We start from the raw sequence: 17,087 nt of genomic DNA, 5'->3' as shown, positions 1-17,087 counted from the left end.
CCTTTAAATTTTGGCGATTATAACAAATGAGCCATTAAATTTGGCTTTTTTAGTCATCTATTTTATTATTTGAATCTACATGAACAATAGTTGGTTTAAATTTTTTAGCCTTTTTTACACTCATTGTAGCATAACTAACTATTATAATAATATCACCTATACAAACCTTTCTAGCAGCTGCTCCATTTAAACATATTTCGCCCTCTTTTTCCCCTTTTATCACATAAGTTGCAAATCTCTCACCATTATTTACATCTAAGATTTCAACCTTTTGAAATTCGATTAAATTTGCAGCCTTCATCAGATTTTCATCAATTGTAATAGAGCCTACATAGTTTAAATTTGCATCAGTTACTGTGGCTCTGTGAATTTTGCTAGCTAGCATCTGTATTTTCATTTTTATCCTTTATTGCTTAATATTTCTTTTACTATTTTTTGATCGCTAAATGGATACTTTATCCCATTTATCTCTTGATAATCCTCATCTCCCTTGCCTAAAATGAGCAAAACTTCGCCATTTTGTATATCTATTGCCCTTTTAATGGCCTCTTTACGATCGGTAATTTTAATGGTATTTGGCGGCATTTTAGAAGCGACTTGTTCTATTATTGAATTTGGATCTTCGCTACGAGGGTTATCGCTTGTTACGATTGCAACCTTAGCATATTTTGCAACTATTTGTCCCATTATAGCTCGCTTACTTTTATCTCTATCACCACCAGCACCAAAGACTACTATCAACTCTCTTTCTGTTATGGAGCTTAAAACTTTTTCTATCCCATCTGGTGTATGTGCAAAATCTACAATAATATCAGGAGATACTATCTCCATTCTACCAGCTACTCCACTAAAGCCTTTTAGAGCATTGCAAATAGATTGCATGTCTAAATTTAGCAACTTCTTGCTTGCAGCAATAACGCCAAGAGCATTATAAAGATTAAATTTGCCATGCAAATTTAGGCTTAAATTTGCTATTTCGCTCTTGCTTTGTATAGTTGCTATTATGCCATCTTTTAGCTCAAAATTACTAGCGATTATGTTGCCGTTTTTTAATGAGTAGGTAAGTGCATTTAAAGTATTATAGCTAATATTTTTATCGTCGCAATTTATAATTTTATCGCTTGAATCTGATAAAAAGCTTGATTTTACTCTAGCGTACTCATCGAAGCTTTTATGAAAATCTAAATGGTCTTGACTTAAATTCGTAAAAATTTTTAAAGCAAATTCTAGCCCTTCAATACGATTTTGCACTATAGCATGAGAGCTAACCTCCATTATAAAATATTTACAATCACATTCAACTGCTTCTTTTATATAGCTTAGAGTCTCTAGAATCTGACTAGTTGTCAACCCTTTTTTAGCAATCTGCCTACCATCTACAAATGATCCACATGTCCCGCTAATAGCACATTTATAGCCTAAATTTGAGAGGGTATGAGCAAGTAAAAACGCCGTTGTAGTCTTGCCATTTGTACCTGTAATTCCAATAATTTTTATACGTTCTTTAAGTCCTAAAATCTCTATAGCTTGTCGTGGGCTAATTAGTTTTGCTCCAGCATCTAGTGCATCATCTGCATATTTTGAATTTGAATTAGTAACTACAAAATAAGCCCCAGTCGTAACATCATTAGAATTATCAGTTAAAAATCCATTATTTAAGGCTATTTTCATCTTTATCCTTAATCTTTTCTAGCATAATTGCTAAGCGCTCATCTCCTGCAAACATCTTAGTTGAACCCTCTAAATACTTTAGTCCAATTTCCGTAAATCCATTATCTACAAGGAAATTTACCAGCTCAAAAAGCTCATCTTTATGCATAATTATGATTTTAGTTGAAAATAAAATGCTCTCAAATAGACTTTTAAAATTATTTTCATTTAACAAATTTTTAAAATCAGCATAAGTAATAGCATTTTGGCTTTCAATCTCCATATTGCTCTCTTGGGCTGAGCTTTGCATAATCTCAATCATCTCATTAAATATTTGCGTATTGTCATCTTGAGCTGGATCAAAGTATATCGCAAAGAGCGAGAAAGCATCATTTGGATTATCCTTTGCTATATCGCAAAACTCAATAAATGCAAGCAACTCATCGCTTGGCAATTTATTATACGCCATGCTAAGGCTTATTTTAGCTAGCTCAAATTGACCTTGCTTAAATAATTTTATCGCAATTTCTTTGTAATTTTGCTCCATCTATTCCCCTGGATATAGCATAAATTTAAAAAAATTTTGACTAATTATACACAAAATATAAAAAATTTAGATTAAATAGAGCCTATTTTTAGGCTCTATTAATAGAATTTATAAGTAGTTCTAAAGTTTGTGCTATAGCTTTTATCATCGCTATTTACATCGACTCCTAGGTTTAAATCTCAACTTAGATTTAGTTGCACTAGTAGATGCTATAACCACACACGCCAAAAGGGATAATTCAAAATTTACCATTTTCACTGCTTAAAACTAAAAGTACAGCAAAATCTCCACTATCTTTTATAAAATATAATAAATTTTATTTCAATTTAGTTTGAAACATTGTAAGATTTTACATCTTTGATATATCAAATTCTTGACCGATTGGAATATTTACTACTGTCAATTCTGGATGAATATCGTTGCGAATCTGCTTTTCAATCCCAAATTTAAGCGTCTGACCACTTGCAGAACAGCCGTTACAATGTCCTATTAATTGCACATACACAACTCCATTTTTAATCCCCAAAAGCTTCATACCGCCACCATCACGCTCAAGCATAGGCATTACAACTTTAAGGCTCTGCCAAACTGGTTCATATAGCTCCTCATCGCTAAATGGTATCATTTTTATCCTTTTGTATTTTTAATAATTATATAGCAGTATAAAAAATTTAGATTAAATGGAGCCTATTTCTAGGCTCTATTTATTAGAATTTATAAGCAGCTCCAAAACTTGTGCTATATATTTTATCATCGCTATTTACATCAGCTCCTAGGTTTAGATTTAAACTTAGATTTTTGGTTGCATTATATGCAATTCCAGTATCAAGTGCAAAATTTGTATGTTTTTTATCATTGCCTTTGATATTAAATCCAGCACTTGAACCTGCAAATGAGCTTCTAGTAAATCCTTCATCATTGATTAAGTCTCTTTTAATTTTAGCATTAGCATATATTGAAATTTCATCAAAGTTTTTAACCATTTCAAGACCTAGTTTAGCTTTTAAATTCTTAACTGTATTGCTCTGTACTTTTTGAAAGTCTGCTCCGGTTTCATCTTTTAGAGTGTAGTTTTGAGTTTTAGAATATAGATAATCTGCTCCAATATATGGTTTAATACTTGCATTATCATTGATGGCAAATCTATAACCATAATCTAATCCTAAAGCAATATATGATGAGTTAAAATTAGACTGCAATATTTTATTTGTCCCAAAGATATTTTGAGTATAGCTTAAATCATTTTTACCATAACCTCCAGCTATATTAAAGCCAAATTCATTATTATCTAAAAAATATCTAGAATAAAGGCCAAGTTCATAGACATCGCTATCAAGCTTGATATTTTCAGTTTTGGAATTTGTATATGAGAAGTAACCACCAATTAGCAAGTCATCTATCATTCTATCATAGCCTAAAATTGCGCCGTAGATTTTTGGATTTGTGCCATCTTTAAAGTCGCCTTTAGCACCTAAGGCATTTAGATAAAATGAGTTTTGATACGCAGCCATCTCATCAGCCATCATTGAAAGAAGTACACCGCTACTAACATCAGCAAATTTTTGCCCCTCAAGAGATTCGATGAAATTTGCAAGTTGGCTCGCATTTGAGCGAGTTGTAACATTTGAAATTCTTTTGCCTACTTCATTTTTTGTAGCCAAGTTAAATGTATTTATCAAATTTGAAGTAGCATTTATAGAGTCTTGCGAGTTCTTTTGAATAGCTTTGGCGGTTTTAGATATTATTTGAGCAGCTTCTTGATTGCCCTGTGCAGCTTGAGCAGCTAGCTTTATGCCCTCAGTTGCTATTACACCATTGCCTTTAGTATCTTCTATAGTAAATAGCGATGTGATAATATCTAAGTCTTGGGCGGTTAAATTTATGCCTAATGCTTGAGCAGATTGAGCTATAAAATCGATTTTATCGTTAATTGGTTTGTTTTGCATATCACCAGACATTAGAATAACGCTATTAATATATGTTGAGCGTTGAGCTAACCCGACTTTAGAGTTAATAGGTAAAATAACGCCATGATGATCGTTGGTATGAAGGATAGTTAAATGATGAATTTCATCATTTTTTGTTACGCTACAACCAGCAAATAAAATTATTAGAGCAGATATTATAAATATAATCCCATTTGATTTTTAAAATGTATGGTTTGTAAATTTAGAATACTTAATTAAGCAACTTGCTAGGATCTCTCCTAGCAAATAATTTTATTCAGATACTAGCTCGATATAAGCCATTTCAGCTGCGTCACCTTTTCTGGTGCGTGTTTTGATGATTCTAGTGTAGCCACCATTTCTATTTGCATATTTTGGTGCGATTTGAGTAACTAATTTGTTAGTAGCTTCTTTATCTTGTAAAGATGCAAATACAAATTTATGAGCGTTAAAATCGCCTTTTCTAGCTCTTGTAATTAATTTTTCTACGTAGCTTCTTAGCTCTTTTGCTTTTGGCAGTGTAGTTTCAATTCTACCAGCCTTAACGATTGCGATCGTAAGGTTTTTAAGCAAAGCAGCACGGTGAGAGCTAGTGCGGCCTAGTTTTCTATATCCGTGATTGTGTCTCATTATCTTTCCTTCGCTTTTATGATTTTAACTCAGCTATCTTTTTTCTGAGTGATTCTTTGCTATCGCCTAGCTTATTCTCGCTAAATGGATAGCCAATTTCAGCCATTACAGCCTTAATCTCATCAAGAGATTTTTTACCTAAATTTTTAAGCTCTTTTAACTCGCTCTCTTCCATCAAAGCAAGCTCACCGATAAATTTAATCTCAGCCTTATCTAAGCAGTTAAAACTTCTAGCTGATAGATTTAAATTTTCGATGCTCTCTAGTAATTTTGAATGCTCACTAGAACCTTGAGATGATGTCATAGCCATATTTACGTCTATACTTAAAATATTATTAAATATTGCCATTTGCTTGTACATAGCCTCAATTGAGTTTTTAAACGCCTCTAAAGGTGACACCTGACCATCAGTAGTTATAGTTAAAACTATTTTTTCATAGTCTGGATTATCCTCAACTAGGACATTTTCAATCTCATAAACTGCATGTTTAACTGGTGTAAAAAACGCATCAAGAGCGATATAGCCACTCTCTACACTCTCTCTAATCTCTTCACTAGGAACATAACCGATACCTTTTTCTATTACCAGTGTAAATTTAAGCTCAGCATCTTCATTGATTGTTGCTAGATATGCTTCAGGATTTACTATACTAACGATATCGTTACATAAATCAGCACCAGTTATCTCTTTTGGCCCTTTGAAGCTATACTCGATAACTTCATGTTCTGAGTCATTTTTTAGCTTAAATCGTAAATTTTTGAGATTTATGATAAATAGTGTTACATCTTCTAGCATACCACGCATACTATCGAATTCGTGCGATACGCCCTCGATTTTAACAGCAGTTGGAGCAAATCCAACTGTACTTGTATAAAGTAGTCTGCGAAGCGGATGAGCTAGAGTAACTGCATAACCAGTTTCAAATGGATATGCTACTATTTTAGCTACATTTTCACTTACTGGGATAACCTCTATATCAGTAGGCATGTAAGCTGATGTTGTTATCTTTCTCATCATACTCTCCTTATTATTTAGAGTAAAGCTCGACTATATATCTTTCCTCAACTGGAATGATAACCTCTTCTCGTTCTGGAATTCTAGTGAAAATTCCATATTTTTTATCTTTTTCTACATCAACCCAAGCCACCATGCCTGTTTGATTAGTAAGCTCTATAGCACGAACGATTTGTGGGTTTTCTTTGCTTTTCTCGACAATTTCTATCTTTTCACCGGCTCTTACTCTGTATGAAGGGATATCAACTCTTTTGCCATTTACTAAGATATGGCCGTGAGTTACTAGCTGTCTTGCGAATCTTCTAGTAGATGCAAAGCCCATTCTATAAACTACATTATCAAGTCTTTGCTCTAATAAAGAGATAAGAAGTGCACCAGTATTTCCCTCTCTTCTTGCGGCTTCGGCAAATAATCTTCTAAATTGTTTTTCACTTACGCCATACATAAATTTAGCTTTTTGTTTCTCTCTTAATTGTAAGCCATATTCGCTTACTTTAGCTTTTCTTTGTCCATGTTGGCCTGGAGCGTATGGTCTTTTTTCTAATGCGCTCTTGCCAGCTAGTCTTCTTTCGCCTTTAAGTGCAAGAGATACACCTAGGCGTCTTTCTAATTTTTCAACTGGTCCTCTATATCTTGCCATTATAATTCTCCTAAATTCTATCTACAATTACACGCGGCGGCGTTTTGGTGGTCTGCAGCCATTGTGAGCTAGAGGAGTTATATCTTTTAGATATAGCACCTTAATTCCTTCTACTGCGCCGATACTTTTAACTGCTGTTTCTCTACCACTACCTGGGCCTTGAACTTTGATGCCTACTTCTTTAATGCCATGCTCTTTAGCTTTATTTAATGCATCTTCTACAGCTTGTTGAGCTGCGTATGGGGTTGATTTTTTGCTACCTTTAAAGCCTAAGCCACCAGCACTACTCCAAGCAATAGCATTACCCATCTCATCAGTAACCGTAACCATTGTATTATTAAATGTAGCAGAAACATATACAATGCCTCTAGCTATATTTTTTTTAACTACTTTTTTCTTAATTACTTTTCTCTTTGCCATATTTTATCCTTATTTAGTAGCAGCGCCAACAGTTTTTCTTCTGCCTTTTCTAGTTCTTGCGTTTGTTTTTGTTTTTTGACCACGCACTGGCAGACCTTTTCTGTGTCTTAAGCCTCTAAAGCTACCTAAATCCATTAAAGCCTTAATATCCATAGCTACACTTTTTCTTAGGTCACCTTCAACCATATAGTGCTCTTGGATCTCTTTTCTGATCGCAGCGGCTTCATCTTCACTTAGCTCATAAACTCTCTTGTCATAAGAGATACCTACAGCATCAAGAATTTTTCTTGAAGTATATAGCCCTATACCATAGATATATGTAAGGCCATACTCAACTCTTTTTTTCTTTGGTAAATCAACACCTGCAATACGAGCCATACCTTATCCTTGTCTTTGTTTATGTTTTGGATTTTCGCAAATTACATGAACTATGCCTTTGCGTTTGACAATTTTACATTTGTCACACATCTTCTTTACAGAAGGACGAACTTTCATCTGAGTCTCCTAAAAATTATTTACCACTTTTACTAGACTGCACTTAGGTCTAAGAACACGCCTAAACCAACTATTTTCAAAACAAGTGGCACGCTTTGAAAACACTTCTTTATCCAGTTTGGATGCAAAGCGCAAAATTGTATCTAAAATTGGCTTTAAAATTTATAAATTTGAATTTAAATCAAAATGGGATTACGCTTAACAGAGCCGTAGCCCTGTTAAAAACTTAAGAGTTTAAAAATTTCTCTAAATCCGCTTTTGGATCTTCGCTGATTAGTGATAGATTATATTTTTCTACTAAGAAATTTAATATCTCACTATTTAAAAATTTTGGCAAGCTAGGCCCTATATGGATATTTTTTACACCTAAATATAAGAGTGCTACTAATATTATTATAGCTTTTTGTTCCATCCACATTAACACTATTGAAAGTGGCAAGTCATTGATAGCTATTCCTGTAGCTTCGCTTAAAGCCATAGCTATTTTTACTCCGCCATTGCTATCATTACACTGACCCAAATCTAAATATCTTGGGATATTTGTCCCTTCAATTAAGCCAAAATCTATATCATTAAATCTAAATTTACCACAACTTGAAGTCAAAATCACACAATCCTTTGGCACGCTAAGAGCTAGCTCTCTATAATACTCTCTACCCTTGCCCGGCGCATCACATCCTGCTATAACAAAAAATCTACGAATTTTACCACTTTTAATTGCCTCTAAAATCTCACCAGCCATAGGCAAAACAGCCTTATAGTGATGGCCTGTGCTGATTACTTCATCGCTATCAAAGCCGCTTACATCATCAAGCTCTAAAGCCTTATTAATTAATGGAGTAAAGTCGTCGCCATTAATATGAGCTATGCCTTTAGTGCTAGCAATATCATATCCAAACAATCTATCGCTATACTTGGCACTTTTGCGAAGTGGGACAATACAATTTGTAGTCATCAAAATAGCCCCGTTGAATTTATTAAAAAGCTCAGTTTGGTCAAACCAAGCTTTACCTAAATTCCCTTTTAAATGAGGATACTTTTTAAGCTCTGGATAGCCATGAGCTGGAAGCATTTCAGAGTGAGTATAGATATTGATCCCTTTGTCTTTGGTCTGTTCTAATAGCTCTTTTAGCGCATGAAGATTATGTCCGCTTACTAAAATAGCTTTGCCTTCTGCTCTGTTTTGAGTGATTTTTACAGGAGTCGGAATACCGAATTTGCTTGTATGAGCATTGCTTAGAATATCCATAACTTCTACTCCGGCTTTGCCTACTTTTAGCAATTGTTCAATATGCTGATCAAAGTTAAAATTCATATTTGTAAGTGTAAAATACAGGGTTTGAGCCATTACATCATCTACATTTTTTGTATTAGCCCCTAATTCATTTGCGTGGTGGCGATATGCGCTTAGACCCTTTAGGGCAAATATCATCATATCTTGTAGTCTTGCTAGCGTGGCGTCTTTACCACAAGTTCCCATACTTTGCCCTTTAGAGCCACATCCATCATTAGCACTCATCTCGCATTGATGACAAAACATCTCTAAATCCATAAAAATCCTTTAAAATAAATTAAATTTGGATTTTATAGAATTTTTATATTTTTGTATGTAACCGCTTCACACAACTAAACAAATTTCACCTCTTGATAGGGTTAAAAATCCATTTTTTTCTAGCTGTTTGAGGTTTTTAGATACGCTCTCTCTTGTTACGCCTAGATGATTTGCTATTTGCTGATGAGTTATTTTTATGCTGTTATTTATAGCATTTTTATTGATAAATTCAATCAGCCTATCACGAAATGGTATGGTTTTACTTTTTGAGGCTACTTCTATGCTCTTAGCAAATTGCTTGGCAAAAATAGTCAAAATATACTCACTAAGCTTAGGATATTTCTCCCTTAAATTTCTAAAAATATTATCTGGGATTGCGATAATTTCTAAATCACCAAGAGCTTGAAGATTTAATTCTAATTGAAGTGATTTTTGAGTACAAATTTGGCATATTACCCATTCATCACCCTTTTCAAGGGTGAGAATTGTCTGTTCTTGAGAGCCAAAAATAGTATAAACTCTAAGAGACCCAGAGCCTATCATCAGCAGTCCATAATGGCTCTTTGCAAGGGGGCTACCATCGCTAAATTTTTTAATTTGTAAAGATTCTTCTATCTCATCTAAATCTTGCGAAGATACGCCAAATCTTTTAAGCTTATCTTTTAAAATCTCTATCATAGATTATTTATAACGATATGTGATTCTGCCTTTATCTAGACTATATGGCGTAAGCTCCACTTTAACCCTATCACCTGGCATTATTTTGATATAGTGCATTCTCATCTTGCCTGCAATGTGGCATAAAATCACATGCTTATTATCTAATTCTACTTTGAAAGTGGCATTTGGTAGGGCTTCAACTACATTACCATCAATCTCTATAACATCATCTTTTGCCAAATTTATTCCTTTCGTTATTATCAGCTATTACAAATTTAAAGAAAATTAAATTGAATTTAAATTTCTTTAAACTCAAAGCAACCTTTAGCTAACGCTACTTAAAATTTCAGCCTTGCCATTTATCACAGCTACGCAGTGTTCATAATGGCTAGTGCGCATACCATCTACGCTAGTAACAGTCCATTTGTCTGCGGCAATCTTTGGGGTGCCATCTTTTTGACAAATCATCGGCTCGATACAAAAGACCATACCATTTCTAATCTTTGGCCCAGCTTTTGGGGTTGTCCCTTCTAAATAATTTGGAATTTCAGGCTCTTCATGTGGTTTGCGACCTATACCATGACCGCAAAAGCCCTTTAAAGGCACATACCCACGAGATAGTATAAATTGCTCTAACTTATAGCACAATTCTTTAAAATGCATACCAACCCTAATCTCATCAATAGCATAATACAAAGCATCTTTACTACAAGCTATCAAATCTTCATCACTTTTTGAGATATTGCCTACTGGATATGTCCTAGCACTATCACCAAAAAATCCATTTAAATTTGAACCAATATCAACTGAAACTATATCGCCATCTTGTAAAATATAGCCATTTGGAATTCCATGAATTACAACCTCATTTACGCTGATACAAGCTGTATTTGGAAAGCCGTAAAGTCCTTTAAAAGCAGGTTTAGCCCCAGCAGAAACTATCATATCTTCGCAAATTTTGTCAATTTCAAGTAGCGAAATTCCAGGCTTAATAATAGTATGGAGATGATCTAGAGTAGCTGCGACTATCTTATTAGCCGCACGCATACTCTCTATCTCTTTTGGAGTTTTTATACCTATAGCCATTTTATAACCCAACCGCACTTAGAGTTTGATATTTACTCATATAAACTTGAGCCTCTATCTTTCTCATAGTATCAAGCGCTACTTGAACTACAATCAATACAGATGTACCACCAAAATAGAAAGGAACTCCCATAAATTTAACCAAAACCCAAGGCAAAGTAGAGATAAGACCAAGATATATAGAACCAGTTAAGGTAAGTCTGCTAGCTACTTCATTTAAGAAGTTAGCGGTGCTTTCACCAGGTCTAACACCGGGAATAAATCCACCTTGTCTTTTTAAATTTTCGCTTATGTCTTTTGCGTTAAATGTGATTGAAGCATAAAAATATGCAAAAAATAGAATAAACAAAAATGTTAAAATATTGAAAAAATAGCTATTTGGATTTAAAAAATCATTGATAGCTAATATAAACTCATTTGTACTTGCTTGTAAAATTGTCCCTGGGAACATCAAAATAGCACTAGCAAAAATCGGTGGAATAACGCCACTTAAATTTACTTTAATAGGGATGTAATTCATTATTCTCTTATTTTGATTTTGCATAACAGTTTTACGAGAATATGAAATCGGCACCCTTCTTTCGCCCATCTCTACATATATTACCACACCAACAGTAGCTAAGATAATCAAAGCAATTGCTATAACTACTAAGAAATTTAACTCGCCGGTGTTGACTAGATCAATTGTCCCGCCAATAGCACTTGGAATACCACTTACGATACCAGCAAAGATTATAAGACTGATACCATTACCAATACCTCTTTGAGTGATCTGCTCACCTATCCACATAAGCAACATCGTGCCAGTTAGCATAGATACGCAGCTAATTCCGATAAATAAATTCATATCTATCATTATCGCACTAGATCCATCTTTACCAGTTAGACTTTGTAATCCGATACTTACCCCAATTGCTTGTATCACGGTAATTACTATAGTAGCATAGCGGATAATCTGCATATATTTTTGCATACCATCACGCTCTTTTTTCATCTTGCCTAAATTTGGAAATGTAGCAGCTAAAAGCTCCATAATAATTGAAGCTGTAATATAAGGCATAATGCCTAGCGAAATAATGCTTAGACGCTCAGCAGCGCCGCCGCTAAACATATTAAACATACCAAGTGCATTTGAGCTATTTGAAGTAAAAAATTCCCTAATAACATCAATATTTACACCAGGTACTGGCACATAAGCCAGCACCCTGTAAGCAAACAAAAATCCAAGCGTAATTAATATCTTGTTGATTAATGCTCTGTTCATTAGTTAATTCCAGTTGCCTTTATATTCTCATCTTTTATTTTACTTGCTAAATCTTTAGCACCAGCACCAATGAGCTTAACTTTTTTAATGCTGTTTGAGAATTTATGTACTGTTTTAAGAGTATCGAGCGTAATTTCGCTTAACTCTTTAATAGCAGGATTTTTATCAACGCTAATCGCATATGGTTTTTCAAATTTAGAAGTAAAGCCTACTTTTGGTAGTCTTCTTTGAAGTGGTTGTTGGCCACCTTCAAAGCCTCTTTTTTCGTTATAACCTTTTCTAGCTGTTTGACCTTTGCCACCTTTTGTAGCTGTTTTACCCCAGCCACTACCTTGACCACGACCGATTCTTTTAGTGTTGCGAGTTGAGCCAGCAGCTTTTTGTAAATTTTCTAGTCCCATGCTCTCTCCTTAACCTTTTAGCATACTTAATGCTTTAATTGTAGCACGAACGACATTTGCAGAGTTGTTTGAACCAAGAGATTTAGTAAGTATATTTTTGATACCTGCCAACTCTACAACTGGACGAGCACCACCACCAGCGATAACTCCGGTACCTTCGCTAGCTGGTTTTAGTAGAATTCTACTTGCGTTGTATTTAACTTCGATATCGTGAGGAATTGTATTGCCTTTTAATTTGACTTCTACAATGTTTTTAAACGCATCATCAGTAGCTTTTCTCATCGCATCTGGCACCTCTTTGGCTTTACCAAATCCAAATCCAACACGACCTTTTTTATCACCTACAACAACAAGAGCTGTAAATCTAAATCTTCTACCGCCTTTTACAACCTTAGTAACACGACCGATATCGACGATTACTTCTTCAAATTCTTCTCTATTATACTTTTCCATCAACAATCCTTGCGTTATAGCTTAATGCCATTTTCTCTTAGAGCTTCAGCAAATGCTGCAACTACACCATGATAAAGATAGCCATTTCTATCAAATACCGCTTCTTTAATTCCGGCTTTTTCTAGTTTTGAAGCAATATCTTTAGCTAGCACTGCCGCACCGGCTTTATTTGCTTTTATGCCTAGTTTTCTGCCATCACTAGCACAAAGCGTAGTAGCGTTGATATCTTCTATCGCTTGGACATATAGAGTTCTATTAGATTTGAATATAGAAATTCTAGGGCAAGACGCAGTACCGCTAATTTTAGCTCTTATTCTTCTTTTTCTCTTAATTCTTAGAGATAATTTTCTTTTTAATACATTTGCTACCATTGCTTACCCTTATTTCTTAGATGTTTTACCGGCTTTGCGGATTATGCGCTCTTCAACATATTTGACACCTTTACCTTTGTAAGGTTCTGGTGGTCTAAAGCCTCTTACTTCAGCTGCTACTTGGCCTACTACTTGTTTATCACTACCCTTAATAGTGATAATGTTTTTCTCAACACTTACTTCTACACCTTCAGGAAGCTCATAATTAATAGGGTGAGAAAAGCCTAATGCTAGCTCTAATACTTTGCCTTTTGCTGCAGCTTTATAACCAACACCATTGATCTCTAACTGTCTAGTAAATCCAGCAGTTAAGCCAATTACTATATTATTAGCCAAAGCACGATATGTACCCCAGTAGGCTCTGCTTTGTCTATCATCGCCCTTGCTAGCAAAAGTGATAAGACCATCTTTAACTTCTACATTTACATTGCCTTTAGTGTCTAGTTCTTTAGTAGCGTTGCCCTTTTTAAACACTAAAACTGCACCATTTAAACTAACATCTAAACCGCTTGGGATAGATATTGGCTGTTTTCCAATTCTTGACATATTTTTCCTTTTTACTTGTCTAGGGTATTTCTACGCTATGCGAATGGATACCCAATACCATAAAAAGATTAGCCTTTGAAATTTAAAAAGGCTAATTCCACTCTTACCAAACTGTACAAAGCACCTCACCGCCAACACCAGCTTTGTGTGCTTCATCATTGCTTAAAACACCTTTACTTGTGCTAACGATAATTGTCCCATAACCATTTTTAAATCTTTTAATCTCGTCTTTGCCTTGATAAACTCTACGGCCTGGTTTTGAAACTCTTTTTAGCTCATTGATAACACTTCTACCACGCTCGTCATATTTTAAAACTACATTAATGAATTTTTTATTATTCTCTTCAATAACATTGTAGCTTTCAATATAACCTTTTTGTGCTAGAATTTTTAAAGTCGCCTCAACAACATTTGAGTGTAGAAGTTGAGTAGTCTCTAATCTTCTCATAGCCGCATTTCTAATGCGTGTTAATCCATCTGAAATTAAATCATTTATCATCTTGCTTCCCTTACCAACTTGCTTTTTTAAGACCTGGTATTAGTCCTTCGTTAGCCATTTTTCTTAGGCACACACGGCAAATTCCAAAATCTTTATAAACAGAGTGTGGGCGACCACAAATTTGACATCTAGTGTATCCACGCACGCTAAATTTAGGTTTGCGTGCTGCTTTTGCTATCATTGATTTTTTTGCCATATTACTTTCCTTTTGCAAATGGAATGCCAAAGAGTTCAAGTAGCTTGAACGCTTGTTTGTCATCGTTAGTTGTTGTAACTATAGTTATATTCATACCATGTGTTCTTAGAATTTGATCAAATACAACTTCTGGAAACATTAGTTGCTCATTTAAACCAAAGTTATAATTACCACGACCATCAAATCCATCTCTAGGCAAACCACGGAAGTCTTTTACCCTAGGAAGTGCGATGCTAATTAGCTTATCTAAGAATGCATACATTTGCTCTTTTCTTAGAGTTACTTTTATACCCACTGGGAAGCCTTCTCTTACTTTAAAGCCAGCAACTGATTTTTTAGCATTTGTAACAACTGCTTTTTGACCGGCTATTAAAGATATTGTATCAGCCATATTTTGAAGCAATTTTTGATCCTTAGCACCCTCGCCAGCTCCGACGCTAATCACAATTTTCTCAATCGCTGGAATAAGCATAGGATTTTTGATATCAAATTCTTTAACCAAAGCCGGTTTAATACTCTCTGCGTATTTAGTTTTTAATCTCATACTTAGCCCTCAACTTTGCTTACATTTGAAATATCAATAGGCATCTCTTTGCTTATAAAGCCACCATTTGGATTTTTCTCGCTTGGTTTTACAGCTTTTTTAGCAACTTTTACACCCTCTACTATCACTTGACCTTTTTTAGGAAGTACTGCTAAAACTTTAGCAACTTTGCCTTTATCATCACCTGCGATTACTTTTACTTCATCGCCTTTTTTGATTTTATATTTTACTGCCATTATAGAACCTCCGGTGCAAGAGATACGATTTTCATAAAATTCGCATATCTTACTTCTCTACCCACTGGGCCAAATATACGAGTACCTACTGGCTCTCTTTTGTTATCAAGTATAACAGCAGCATTTTCATCAAATCTAATTAAAGATCCATTACCTCTTTGAACCTCTTTTTTAGTCCTTACTACTACTGCTTTTACCACTTGACCTTTTTTAATTTTGCCATTTGGTAGAGCTTTCTTAACTGAGCAAACGATAACATCACCTAGGCTTGCATATCGTCTTTTGCTACCACCTAAAACTTTTATACACATTAACTCTTTTGCGCCACTATTATCTGCTACTGCTAGTCTTGTAAAACTTTGTATCATTATTCAACTCCTGTTTTCAAAACTGATTGTAAGCGGAATTTTTTTCTAGCACTTAGCGGTCTGCACTCAACAGCTGATATAGTATCTCCCACTTTTAGCTCATTTTTTTCATCATGAACTAGATACTTTTTAAAGCGTTTTACGAATTTATGATATCTTGGGTGCATAACTCTTCTTTCAACTAATATAGTTGCAGTTTTATTCCCAGCTATCGTTACTACGACACCTTGAATTTCTCTTTTCATTTCTACTGCCATCATTTACCCCTTACTTCGCAGCACTAATTGCAGTATTGATCCTAGCGATATCTTTTTTAGCTTCACGGATCTCATTTGGGTTAGTTAGCTGCATAGTTTTTAGCTTTTGTCTAAGTGTAAATAAAAGCACCTTTTTCTCTTTTAACAAAGCGTTAAGTTCGCTTAAATTTTTTCCACTTATATCAGTATATTTCATTTTCGCTCTCTCTTGTTACAAACTTAGTTTTAAATGGTAGTTTGTGCATAGCTAATGTCAGAGCCTCTCTAGCAAGCTCTTCAGATACTCCAGCCATTTCAAATATTATTCTACCTGGTTTAATATTCATAACCCACTCTTCAACACCACCTTTACCTTTACCCATACGAGTTTCTAATGGTTTTTTGGTTATTGGTTTATCTGGAAATACTCTAATCCAAGTTTTAGCCTGTCTTTTAACATGACGAGTATATGCTTGACGAGCAGATTCTATTTGACGAGAGTTGATTCTACCAGCTTCTACAGCTTTTAATCCAAATTCGCCAAGTGCTAGAGCTGTACCACGAGTTGCGTAGCCACGATTGCGGCCTTTCATCATTTTACGATATTTCGTTCTTTTTGGTAATAACATTATTTACCCCTTCTAGCGCGTTTTGCTTTTTTAGAAGTTGTCTCTTCACTCTTATCAGCTTGGATACCTTTTTGAAGTACTTCGCCTTTAAATATCCATACTTTGACACCTATATTGCCATAAGTTGTGTGAGCTTCAGCAAAACCATAATCTATTCTAGCTCTTAAAGTATGCAAAGGCACACGACCTTCAAGATACCACTCTGTTCTAGCCATTTCAGCACCGCCTAAGCGACCTGCTACGCTTACTTTAATACCTTTGGCACCAGCTTTTTGAGCACCTTGGATTACCTTTTTCATAGCACGGCGGAATGCTACACGACGCTCAAGTTGCATTGCTACATTTTCAGCTGCTAATTGAGCTGAGCTTCCTGCTTTACGCTCTTCTTTGATATTGATAGCTACATCTTTATTAACTAATTTAGCAACTTCTAGTCTTAAATTTTCTACTTCGCCACCTTTTTTGCCGATGATGATACCAGGACGAGCCGCAACTACTGTAACTCTTAGTTTTTTAGCTGTTCTTTCAACTAAAATTTGGCTAACACCAGCGTAATATAGCTTAGCTTTTAGGAATTTTCTTATTTTATAGTCTTCGCCTATGTTTTCTGGAAGAGTTGCTTTTGATGGAAACCATCTAGACTCCCAGTTTCTGTTTATACCTAGTCTAAGACCTATTGGATTAACTTTTTGTCCCATTTTAT

General features: G+C 34.8%; 29 protein-coding genes. All 29 read right to left on the bottom strand.

The genetic code is table 11. From position 1 onward, the window contains the following. Window positions 1–49: 49 nt before the first annotated feature. Window positions 50–397, bottom strand: coding sequence for an aspartate 1-decarboxylase (gene panD, locus CIGNP103_RS04145; protein WP_086226571.1), 348 nt, complete (start codon window positions 395–397; stop codon window positions 50–52). Window positions 398–399: 2 nt separating this feature from the next. Continuing rightward, window positions 400–1,671, bottom strand: coding sequence for a UDP-N-acetylmuramoyl-L-alanyl-D-glutamate--2,6-diaminopimelate ligase (locus tag CIGNP103_RS04140; protein ID WP_086229571.1), 1,272 nt, complete (start codon window positions 1,669–1,671; stop codon window positions 400–402). Then, complete coding sequence (locus CIGNP103_RS04135; protein WP_086226573.1) at window positions 1,652–2,197, bottom strand: hypothetical protein; 546 nt, start codon at window positions 2,195–2,197, stop codon at window positions 1,652–1,654. Before CIGNP103_RS04135 ends, CIGNP103_RS04140 begins: the two co-directional genes overlap by 20 nt. Window positions 2,198–2,546: 349 nt before the next feature. Further along, entirely contained in the window at window positions 2,547–2,822 is a 276-nt protein-coding gene (locus CIGNP103_RS04130) for a NifU family protein (RefSeq protein WP_086252325.1), read from the bottom strand. 82 nt (window positions 2,823–2,904) lie between these two features. After that, window positions 2,905–4,155 carry an autotransporter outer membrane beta-barrel domain-containing protein gene (locus CIGNP103_RS04125; protein WP_086268631.1) on the bottom strand — a complete coding sequence of 417 codons (1,251 nt, stop codon included), beginning with the start codon at window positions 4,153–4,155 and terminating at the stop codon, window positions 2,905–2,907. Window positions 4,156–4,416: 261 nt separating this feature from the next. Next, window positions 4,417–4,773, bottom strand: a complete 357-nt coding sequence (gene rplQ, locus CIGNP103_RS04120; protein WP_086225410.1) for a 50S ribosomal protein L17 — start codon at window positions 4,771–4,773, stop codon at window positions 4,417–4,419. Between the two features lie 16 nt (window positions 4,774–4,789). Next, window positions 4,790–5,788 (bottom strand): DNA-directed RNA polymerase subunit alpha, encoded by a 999-nt coding sequence (locus tag CIGNP103_RS04115; RefSeq protein ID WP_086225409.1) that lies wholly within the window; start codon window positions 5,786–5,788, stop codon window positions 4,790–4,792. Window positions 5,789–5,801: 13 nt separating this feature from the next. Then, window positions 5,802–6,428 (bottom strand): 30S ribosomal protein S4, encoded by a 627-nt coding sequence (rpsD, locus tag CIGNP103_RS04110; protein ID WP_086225408.1) that lies wholly within the window; start codon window positions 6,426–6,428, stop codon window positions 5,802–5,804. A 27-nt stretch (window positions 6,429–6,455) separates the two neighbouring features. Beyond that, window positions 6,456–6,848 (bottom strand): 30S ribosomal protein S11, encoded by a 393-nt coding sequence (rpsK, locus tag CIGNP103_RS04105; protein ID WP_086225407.1) that lies wholly within the window; start codon window positions 6,846–6,848, stop codon window positions 6,456–6,458. A 9-nt stretch (window positions 6,849–6,857) separates the two neighbouring features. Beyond that, window positions 6,858–7,226 (bottom strand): 30S ribosomal protein S13, encoded by a 369-nt coding sequence (gene rpsM, locus CIGNP103_RS04100; RefSeq protein WP_086225406.1) that lies wholly within the window; start codon window positions 7,224–7,226, stop codon window positions 6,858–6,860. Between the two features lie 3 nt (window positions 7,227–7,229). Continuing rightward, a complete protein-coding gene (rpmJ, locus tag CIGNP103_RS04095; RefSeq protein ID WP_002848032.1) occupies window positions 7,230–7,343 on the bottom strand; it encodes a 50S ribosomal protein L36 in 114 nt (37 codons plus the stop codon). 226 nt (window positions 7,344–7,569) lie between these two features. Next, the gene (gene hcp / locus CIGNP103_RS04090) at window positions 7,570–8,895 is read right to left on the bottom strand and encodes a hydroxylamine reductase (RefSeq protein WP_086268630.1); all 1,326 of its coding nucleotides are present in this window, start codon (window positions 8,893–8,895) and stop codon (window positions 7,570–7,572) included. 66 nt (window positions 8,896–8,961) lie between these two features. Next, window positions 8,962–9,573: a Crp/Fnr family transcriptional regulator gene (locus tag CIGNP103_RS04085; protein WP_086229576.1), complete on the bottom strand. Its 612-nt coding sequence runs from the start codon at window positions 9,571–9,573 to the stop codon at window positions 8,962–8,964. Window positions 9,574–9,576: 3 nt separating this feature from the next. Further along, window positions 9,577–9,795 carry a translation initiation factor IF-1 gene (gene infA / locus CIGNP103_RS04080; protein ID WP_009649712.1) on the bottom strand — a complete coding sequence of 73 codons (219 nt, stop codon included), beginning with the start codon at window positions 9,793–9,795 and terminating at the stop codon, window positions 9,577–9,579. A gap of 84 nt (window positions 9,796–9,879) precedes the next feature. Further along, entirely contained in the window at window positions 9,880–10,641 is a 762-nt protein-coding gene (gene map, locus CIGNP103_RS04075) for a type I methionyl aminopeptidase (RefSeq protein ID WP_086225403.1), read from the bottom strand. Window position 10,642: 1 nt separating this feature from the next. Then, window positions 10,643–11,905, bottom strand: coding sequence for a preprotein translocase subunit SecY (secY, locus tag CIGNP103_RS04070; RefSeq protein ID WP_086232673.1), 1,263 nt, complete (start codon window positions 11,903–11,905; stop codon window positions 10,643–10,645). Beyond that, on the bottom strand, window positions 11,905–12,306 hold the full coding sequence (gene rplO, locus CIGNP103_RS04065; RefSeq protein ID WP_086225401.1) for a 50S ribosomal protein L15: 402 nt from the start codon (window positions 12,304–12,306) through the stop codon (window positions 11,905–11,907). Before rplO ends, secY begins: the two co-directional genes overlap by 1 nt. A 9-nt stretch (window positions 12,307–12,315) precedes the next feature. Further along, window positions 12,316–12,759, bottom strand: a complete 444-nt coding sequence (rpsE, locus tag CIGNP103_RS04060) for a 30S ribosomal protein S5 (protein ID WP_086225400.1) — start codon at window positions 12,757–12,759, stop codon at window positions 12,316–12,318. Window positions 12,760–12,773: 14 nt separating this feature from the next. Next, window positions 12,774–13,130, bottom strand: a complete 357-nt coding sequence (rplR, locus tag CIGNP103_RS04055) for a 50S ribosomal protein L18 (RefSeq protein WP_086234754.1) — start codon at window positions 13,128–13,130, stop codon at window positions 12,774–12,776. A 9-nt stretch (window positions 13,131–13,139) separates the two neighbouring features. Continuing rightward, on the bottom strand, window positions 13,140–13,676 hold the full coding sequence (gene rplF, locus CIGNP103_RS04050; protein ID WP_086226581.1) for a 50S ribosomal protein L6: 537 nt from the start codon (window positions 13,674–13,676) through the stop codon (window positions 13,140–13,142). 103 nt (window positions 13,677–13,779) lie between these two features. Continuing rightward, a complete protein-coding gene (rpsH, locus tag CIGNP103_RS04045; RefSeq protein WP_086225397.1) occupies window positions 13,780–14,175 on the bottom strand; it encodes a 30S ribosomal protein S8 in 396 nt (131 codons plus the stop codon). Window positions 14,176–14,185: 10 nt separating this feature from the next. After that, complete coding sequence (locus CIGNP103_RS04040) at window positions 14,186–14,371, bottom strand: type Z 30S ribosomal protein S14 (protein WP_038452543.1); 186 nt, start codon at window positions 14,369–14,371, stop codon at window positions 14,186–14,188. Window position 14,372: 1 nt separating this feature from the next. After that, complete coding sequence (gene rplE, locus CIGNP103_RS04035; protein WP_086225396.1) at window positions 14,373–14,915, bottom strand: 50S ribosomal protein L5; 543 nt, start codon at window positions 14,913–14,915, stop codon at window positions 14,373–14,375. A 2-nt stretch (window positions 14,916–14,917) separates the two neighbouring features. Then, window positions 14,918–15,151, bottom strand: a complete 234-nt coding sequence (gene rplX / locus CIGNP103_RS04030) for a 50S ribosomal protein L24 (RefSeq protein ID WP_086225395.1) — start codon at window positions 15,149–15,151, stop codon at window positions 14,918–14,920. Continuing rightward, on the bottom strand, window positions 15,151–15,519 hold the full coding sequence (gene rplN / locus CIGNP103_RS04025) for a 50S ribosomal protein L14 (protein ID WP_086237495.1): 369 nt from the start codon (window positions 15,517–15,519) through the stop codon (window positions 15,151–15,153). The genes rplX and rplN overlap by 1 nt, the downstream gene beginning before the upstream one ends. Next, window positions 15,519–15,764, bottom strand: a complete 246-nt coding sequence (rpsQ, locus tag CIGNP103_RS04020) for a 30S ribosomal protein S17 (protein WP_439099121.1) — start codon at window positions 15,762–15,764, stop codon at window positions 15,519–15,521. The genes rplN and rpsQ overlap by 1 nt, the downstream gene beginning before the upstream one ends. 22 nt (window positions 15,765–15,786) lie before the next feature. Further along, complete coding sequence (gene rpmC / locus CIGNP103_RS04015) at window positions 15,787–15,972, bottom strand: 50S ribosomal protein L29 (protein WP_086225392.1); 186 nt, start codon at window positions 15,970–15,972, stop codon at window positions 15,787–15,789. Continuing rightward, window positions 15,959–16,384: a 50S ribosomal protein L16 gene (gene rplP / locus CIGNP103_RS04010; protein ID WP_086225391.1), complete on the bottom strand. Its 426-nt coding sequence runs from the start codon at window positions 16,382–16,384 to the stop codon at window positions 15,959–15,961. The genes rpmC and rplP overlap by 14 nt, the downstream gene beginning before the upstream one ends. After that, entirely contained in the window at window positions 16,384–17,082 is a 699-nt protein-coding gene (rpsC, locus tag CIGNP103_RS04005; RefSeq protein ID WP_086244951.1) for a 30S ribosomal protein S3, read from the bottom strand. The genes rplP and rpsC overlap by 1 nt, the downstream gene beginning before the upstream one ends. Window positions 17,083–17,087: the final 5 nt, after the last annotated feature.

The organism is Campylobacter sp. P0103 (assembly GCF_002139545.1).
In the GTDB taxonomy this organism is placed as follows: Bacteria; Campylobacterota; Campylobacteria; order Campylobacterales; family Campylobacteraceae; genus Campylobacter; species Campylobacter devanensis.
The sequence above is the reverse complement of the archived record's forward strand: the minus strand, read 5'-3'. Positions and strand labels throughout refer to the sequence as shown.

Coding starts and splice junctions, on each gene's coding strand:
- rplQ (WP_086225410.1), bottom strand. CDS start 4,773: ATGAGACACAATCACGGATATAGAAAACTAGGCCGCACTAGCTCTCAC.
- rplO (WP_086225401.1), bottom strand. CDS start 12,306: ATGGGACTAGAAAATTTACAAAAAGCTGCTGGCTCAACTCGCAACACT.
- rplR (WP_086234754.1), bottom strand. CDS start 13,130: ATGGTAGCAAATGTATTAAAAAGAAAATTATCTCTAAGAATTAAGAGA.
- rpsQ (WP_439099121.1), bottom strand. CDS start 15,764: ATGAAAAGAGAAATTCAAGGTGTCGTAGTAACGATAGCTGGGAATAAA.
- rpsM (WP_086225406.1), bottom strand. CDS start 7,226: ATGGCTCGTATTGCAGGTGTTGATTTACCAAAGAAAAAAAGAGTTGAG.
- rplX (WP_086225395.1), bottom strand. CDS start 15,151: ATGGCAGTAAAATATAAAATCAAAAAAGGCGATGAAGTAAAAGTAATC.
- rplE (WP_086225396.1), bottom strand. CDS start 14,915: ATGAGATTAAAAACTAAATACGCAGAGAGTATTAAACCGGCTTTGGTT.
- rpsK (WP_086225407.1), bottom strand. CDS start 6,848: ATGGCAAAGAGAAAAGTAATTAAGAAAAAAGTAGTTAAAAAAAATATA.
- CIGNP103_RS04125 (WP_086268631.1), bottom strand. CDS start 4,155: ATGTCTGGTGATATGCAAAACAAACCAATTAACGATAAAATCGATTTT.
- rplN (WP_086237495.1), bottom strand. CDS start 15,519: ATGATACAAAGTTTTACAAGACTAGCAGTAGCAGATAATAGTGGCGCA.
- rpsH (WP_086225397.1), bottom strand. CDS start 14,175: ATGATAAATGATTTAATTTCAGATGGATTAACACGCATTAGAAATGCG.
- hcp (WP_086268630.1), bottom strand. CDS start 8,895: ATGGATTTAGAGATGTTTTGTCATCAATGCGAGATGAGTGCTAATGAT.
- map (WP_086225403.1), bottom strand. CDS start 10,641: ATGGCTATAGGTATAAAAACTCCAAAAGAGATAGAGAGTATGCGTGCG.
- rpmC (WP_086225392.1), bottom strand. CDS start 15,972: ATGAAATATACTGATATAAGTGGAAAAAATTTAAGCGAACTTAACGCT.
- CIGNP103_RS04085 (WP_086229576.1), bottom strand. CDS start 9,573: ATGATAGAGATTTTAAAAGATAAGCTTAAAAGATTTGGCGTATCTTCG.
- CIGNP103_RS04135 (WP_086226573.1), bottom strand. CDS start 2,197: ATGGAGCAAAATTACAAAGAAATTGCGATAAAATTATTTAAGCAAGGT.
- CIGNP103_RS04115 (WP_086225409.1), bottom strand. CDS start 5,788: ATGAGAAAGATAACAACATCAGCTTACATGCCTACTGATATAGAGGTT.
- rplF (WP_086226581.1), bottom strand. CDS start 13,676: ATGTCAAGAATTGGAAAACAGCCAATATCTATCCCAAGCGGTTTAGAT.
- rpsD (WP_086225408.1), bottom strand. CDS start 6,428: ATGGCAAGATATAGAGGACCAGTTGAAAAATTAGAAAGACGCCTAGGT.
- rpsC (WP_086244951.1), bottom strand. CDS start 17,082: ATGGGACAAAAAGTTAATCCAATAGGTCTTAGACTAGGTATAAACAGA.
- panD (WP_086226571.1), bottom strand. CDS start 397: ATGAAAATACAGATGCTAGCTAGCAAAATTCACAGAGCCACAGTAACT.
- secY (WP_086232673.1), bottom strand. CDS start 11,905: ATGAACAGAGCATTAATCAACAAGATATTAATTACGCTTGGATTTTTG.
- CIGNP103_RS04040 (WP_038452543.1), bottom strand. CDS start 14,371: ATGGCAAAAAAATCAATGATAGCAAAAGCAGCACGCAAACCTAAATTT.
- rpmJ (WP_002848032.1), bottom strand. CDS start 7,343: ATGAAAGTTCGTCCTTCTGTAAAGAAGATGTGTGACAAATGTAAAATT.
- rpsE (WP_086225400.1), bottom strand. CDS start 12,759: ATGGAAAAGTATAATAGAGAAGAATTTGAAGAAGTAATCGTCGATATC.
- CIGNP103_RS04140 (WP_086229571.1), bottom strand. CDS start 1,671: ATGAAAATAGCCTTAAATAATGGATTTTTAACTGATAATTCTAATGAT.
- CIGNP103_RS04130 (WP_086252325.1), bottom strand. CDS start 2,822: ATGATACCATTTAGCGATGAGGAGCTATATGAACCAGTTTGGCAGAGC.
- rplP (WP_086225391.1), bottom strand. CDS start 16,384: ATGTTATTACCAAAAAGAACGAAATATCGTAAAATGATGAAAGGCCGC.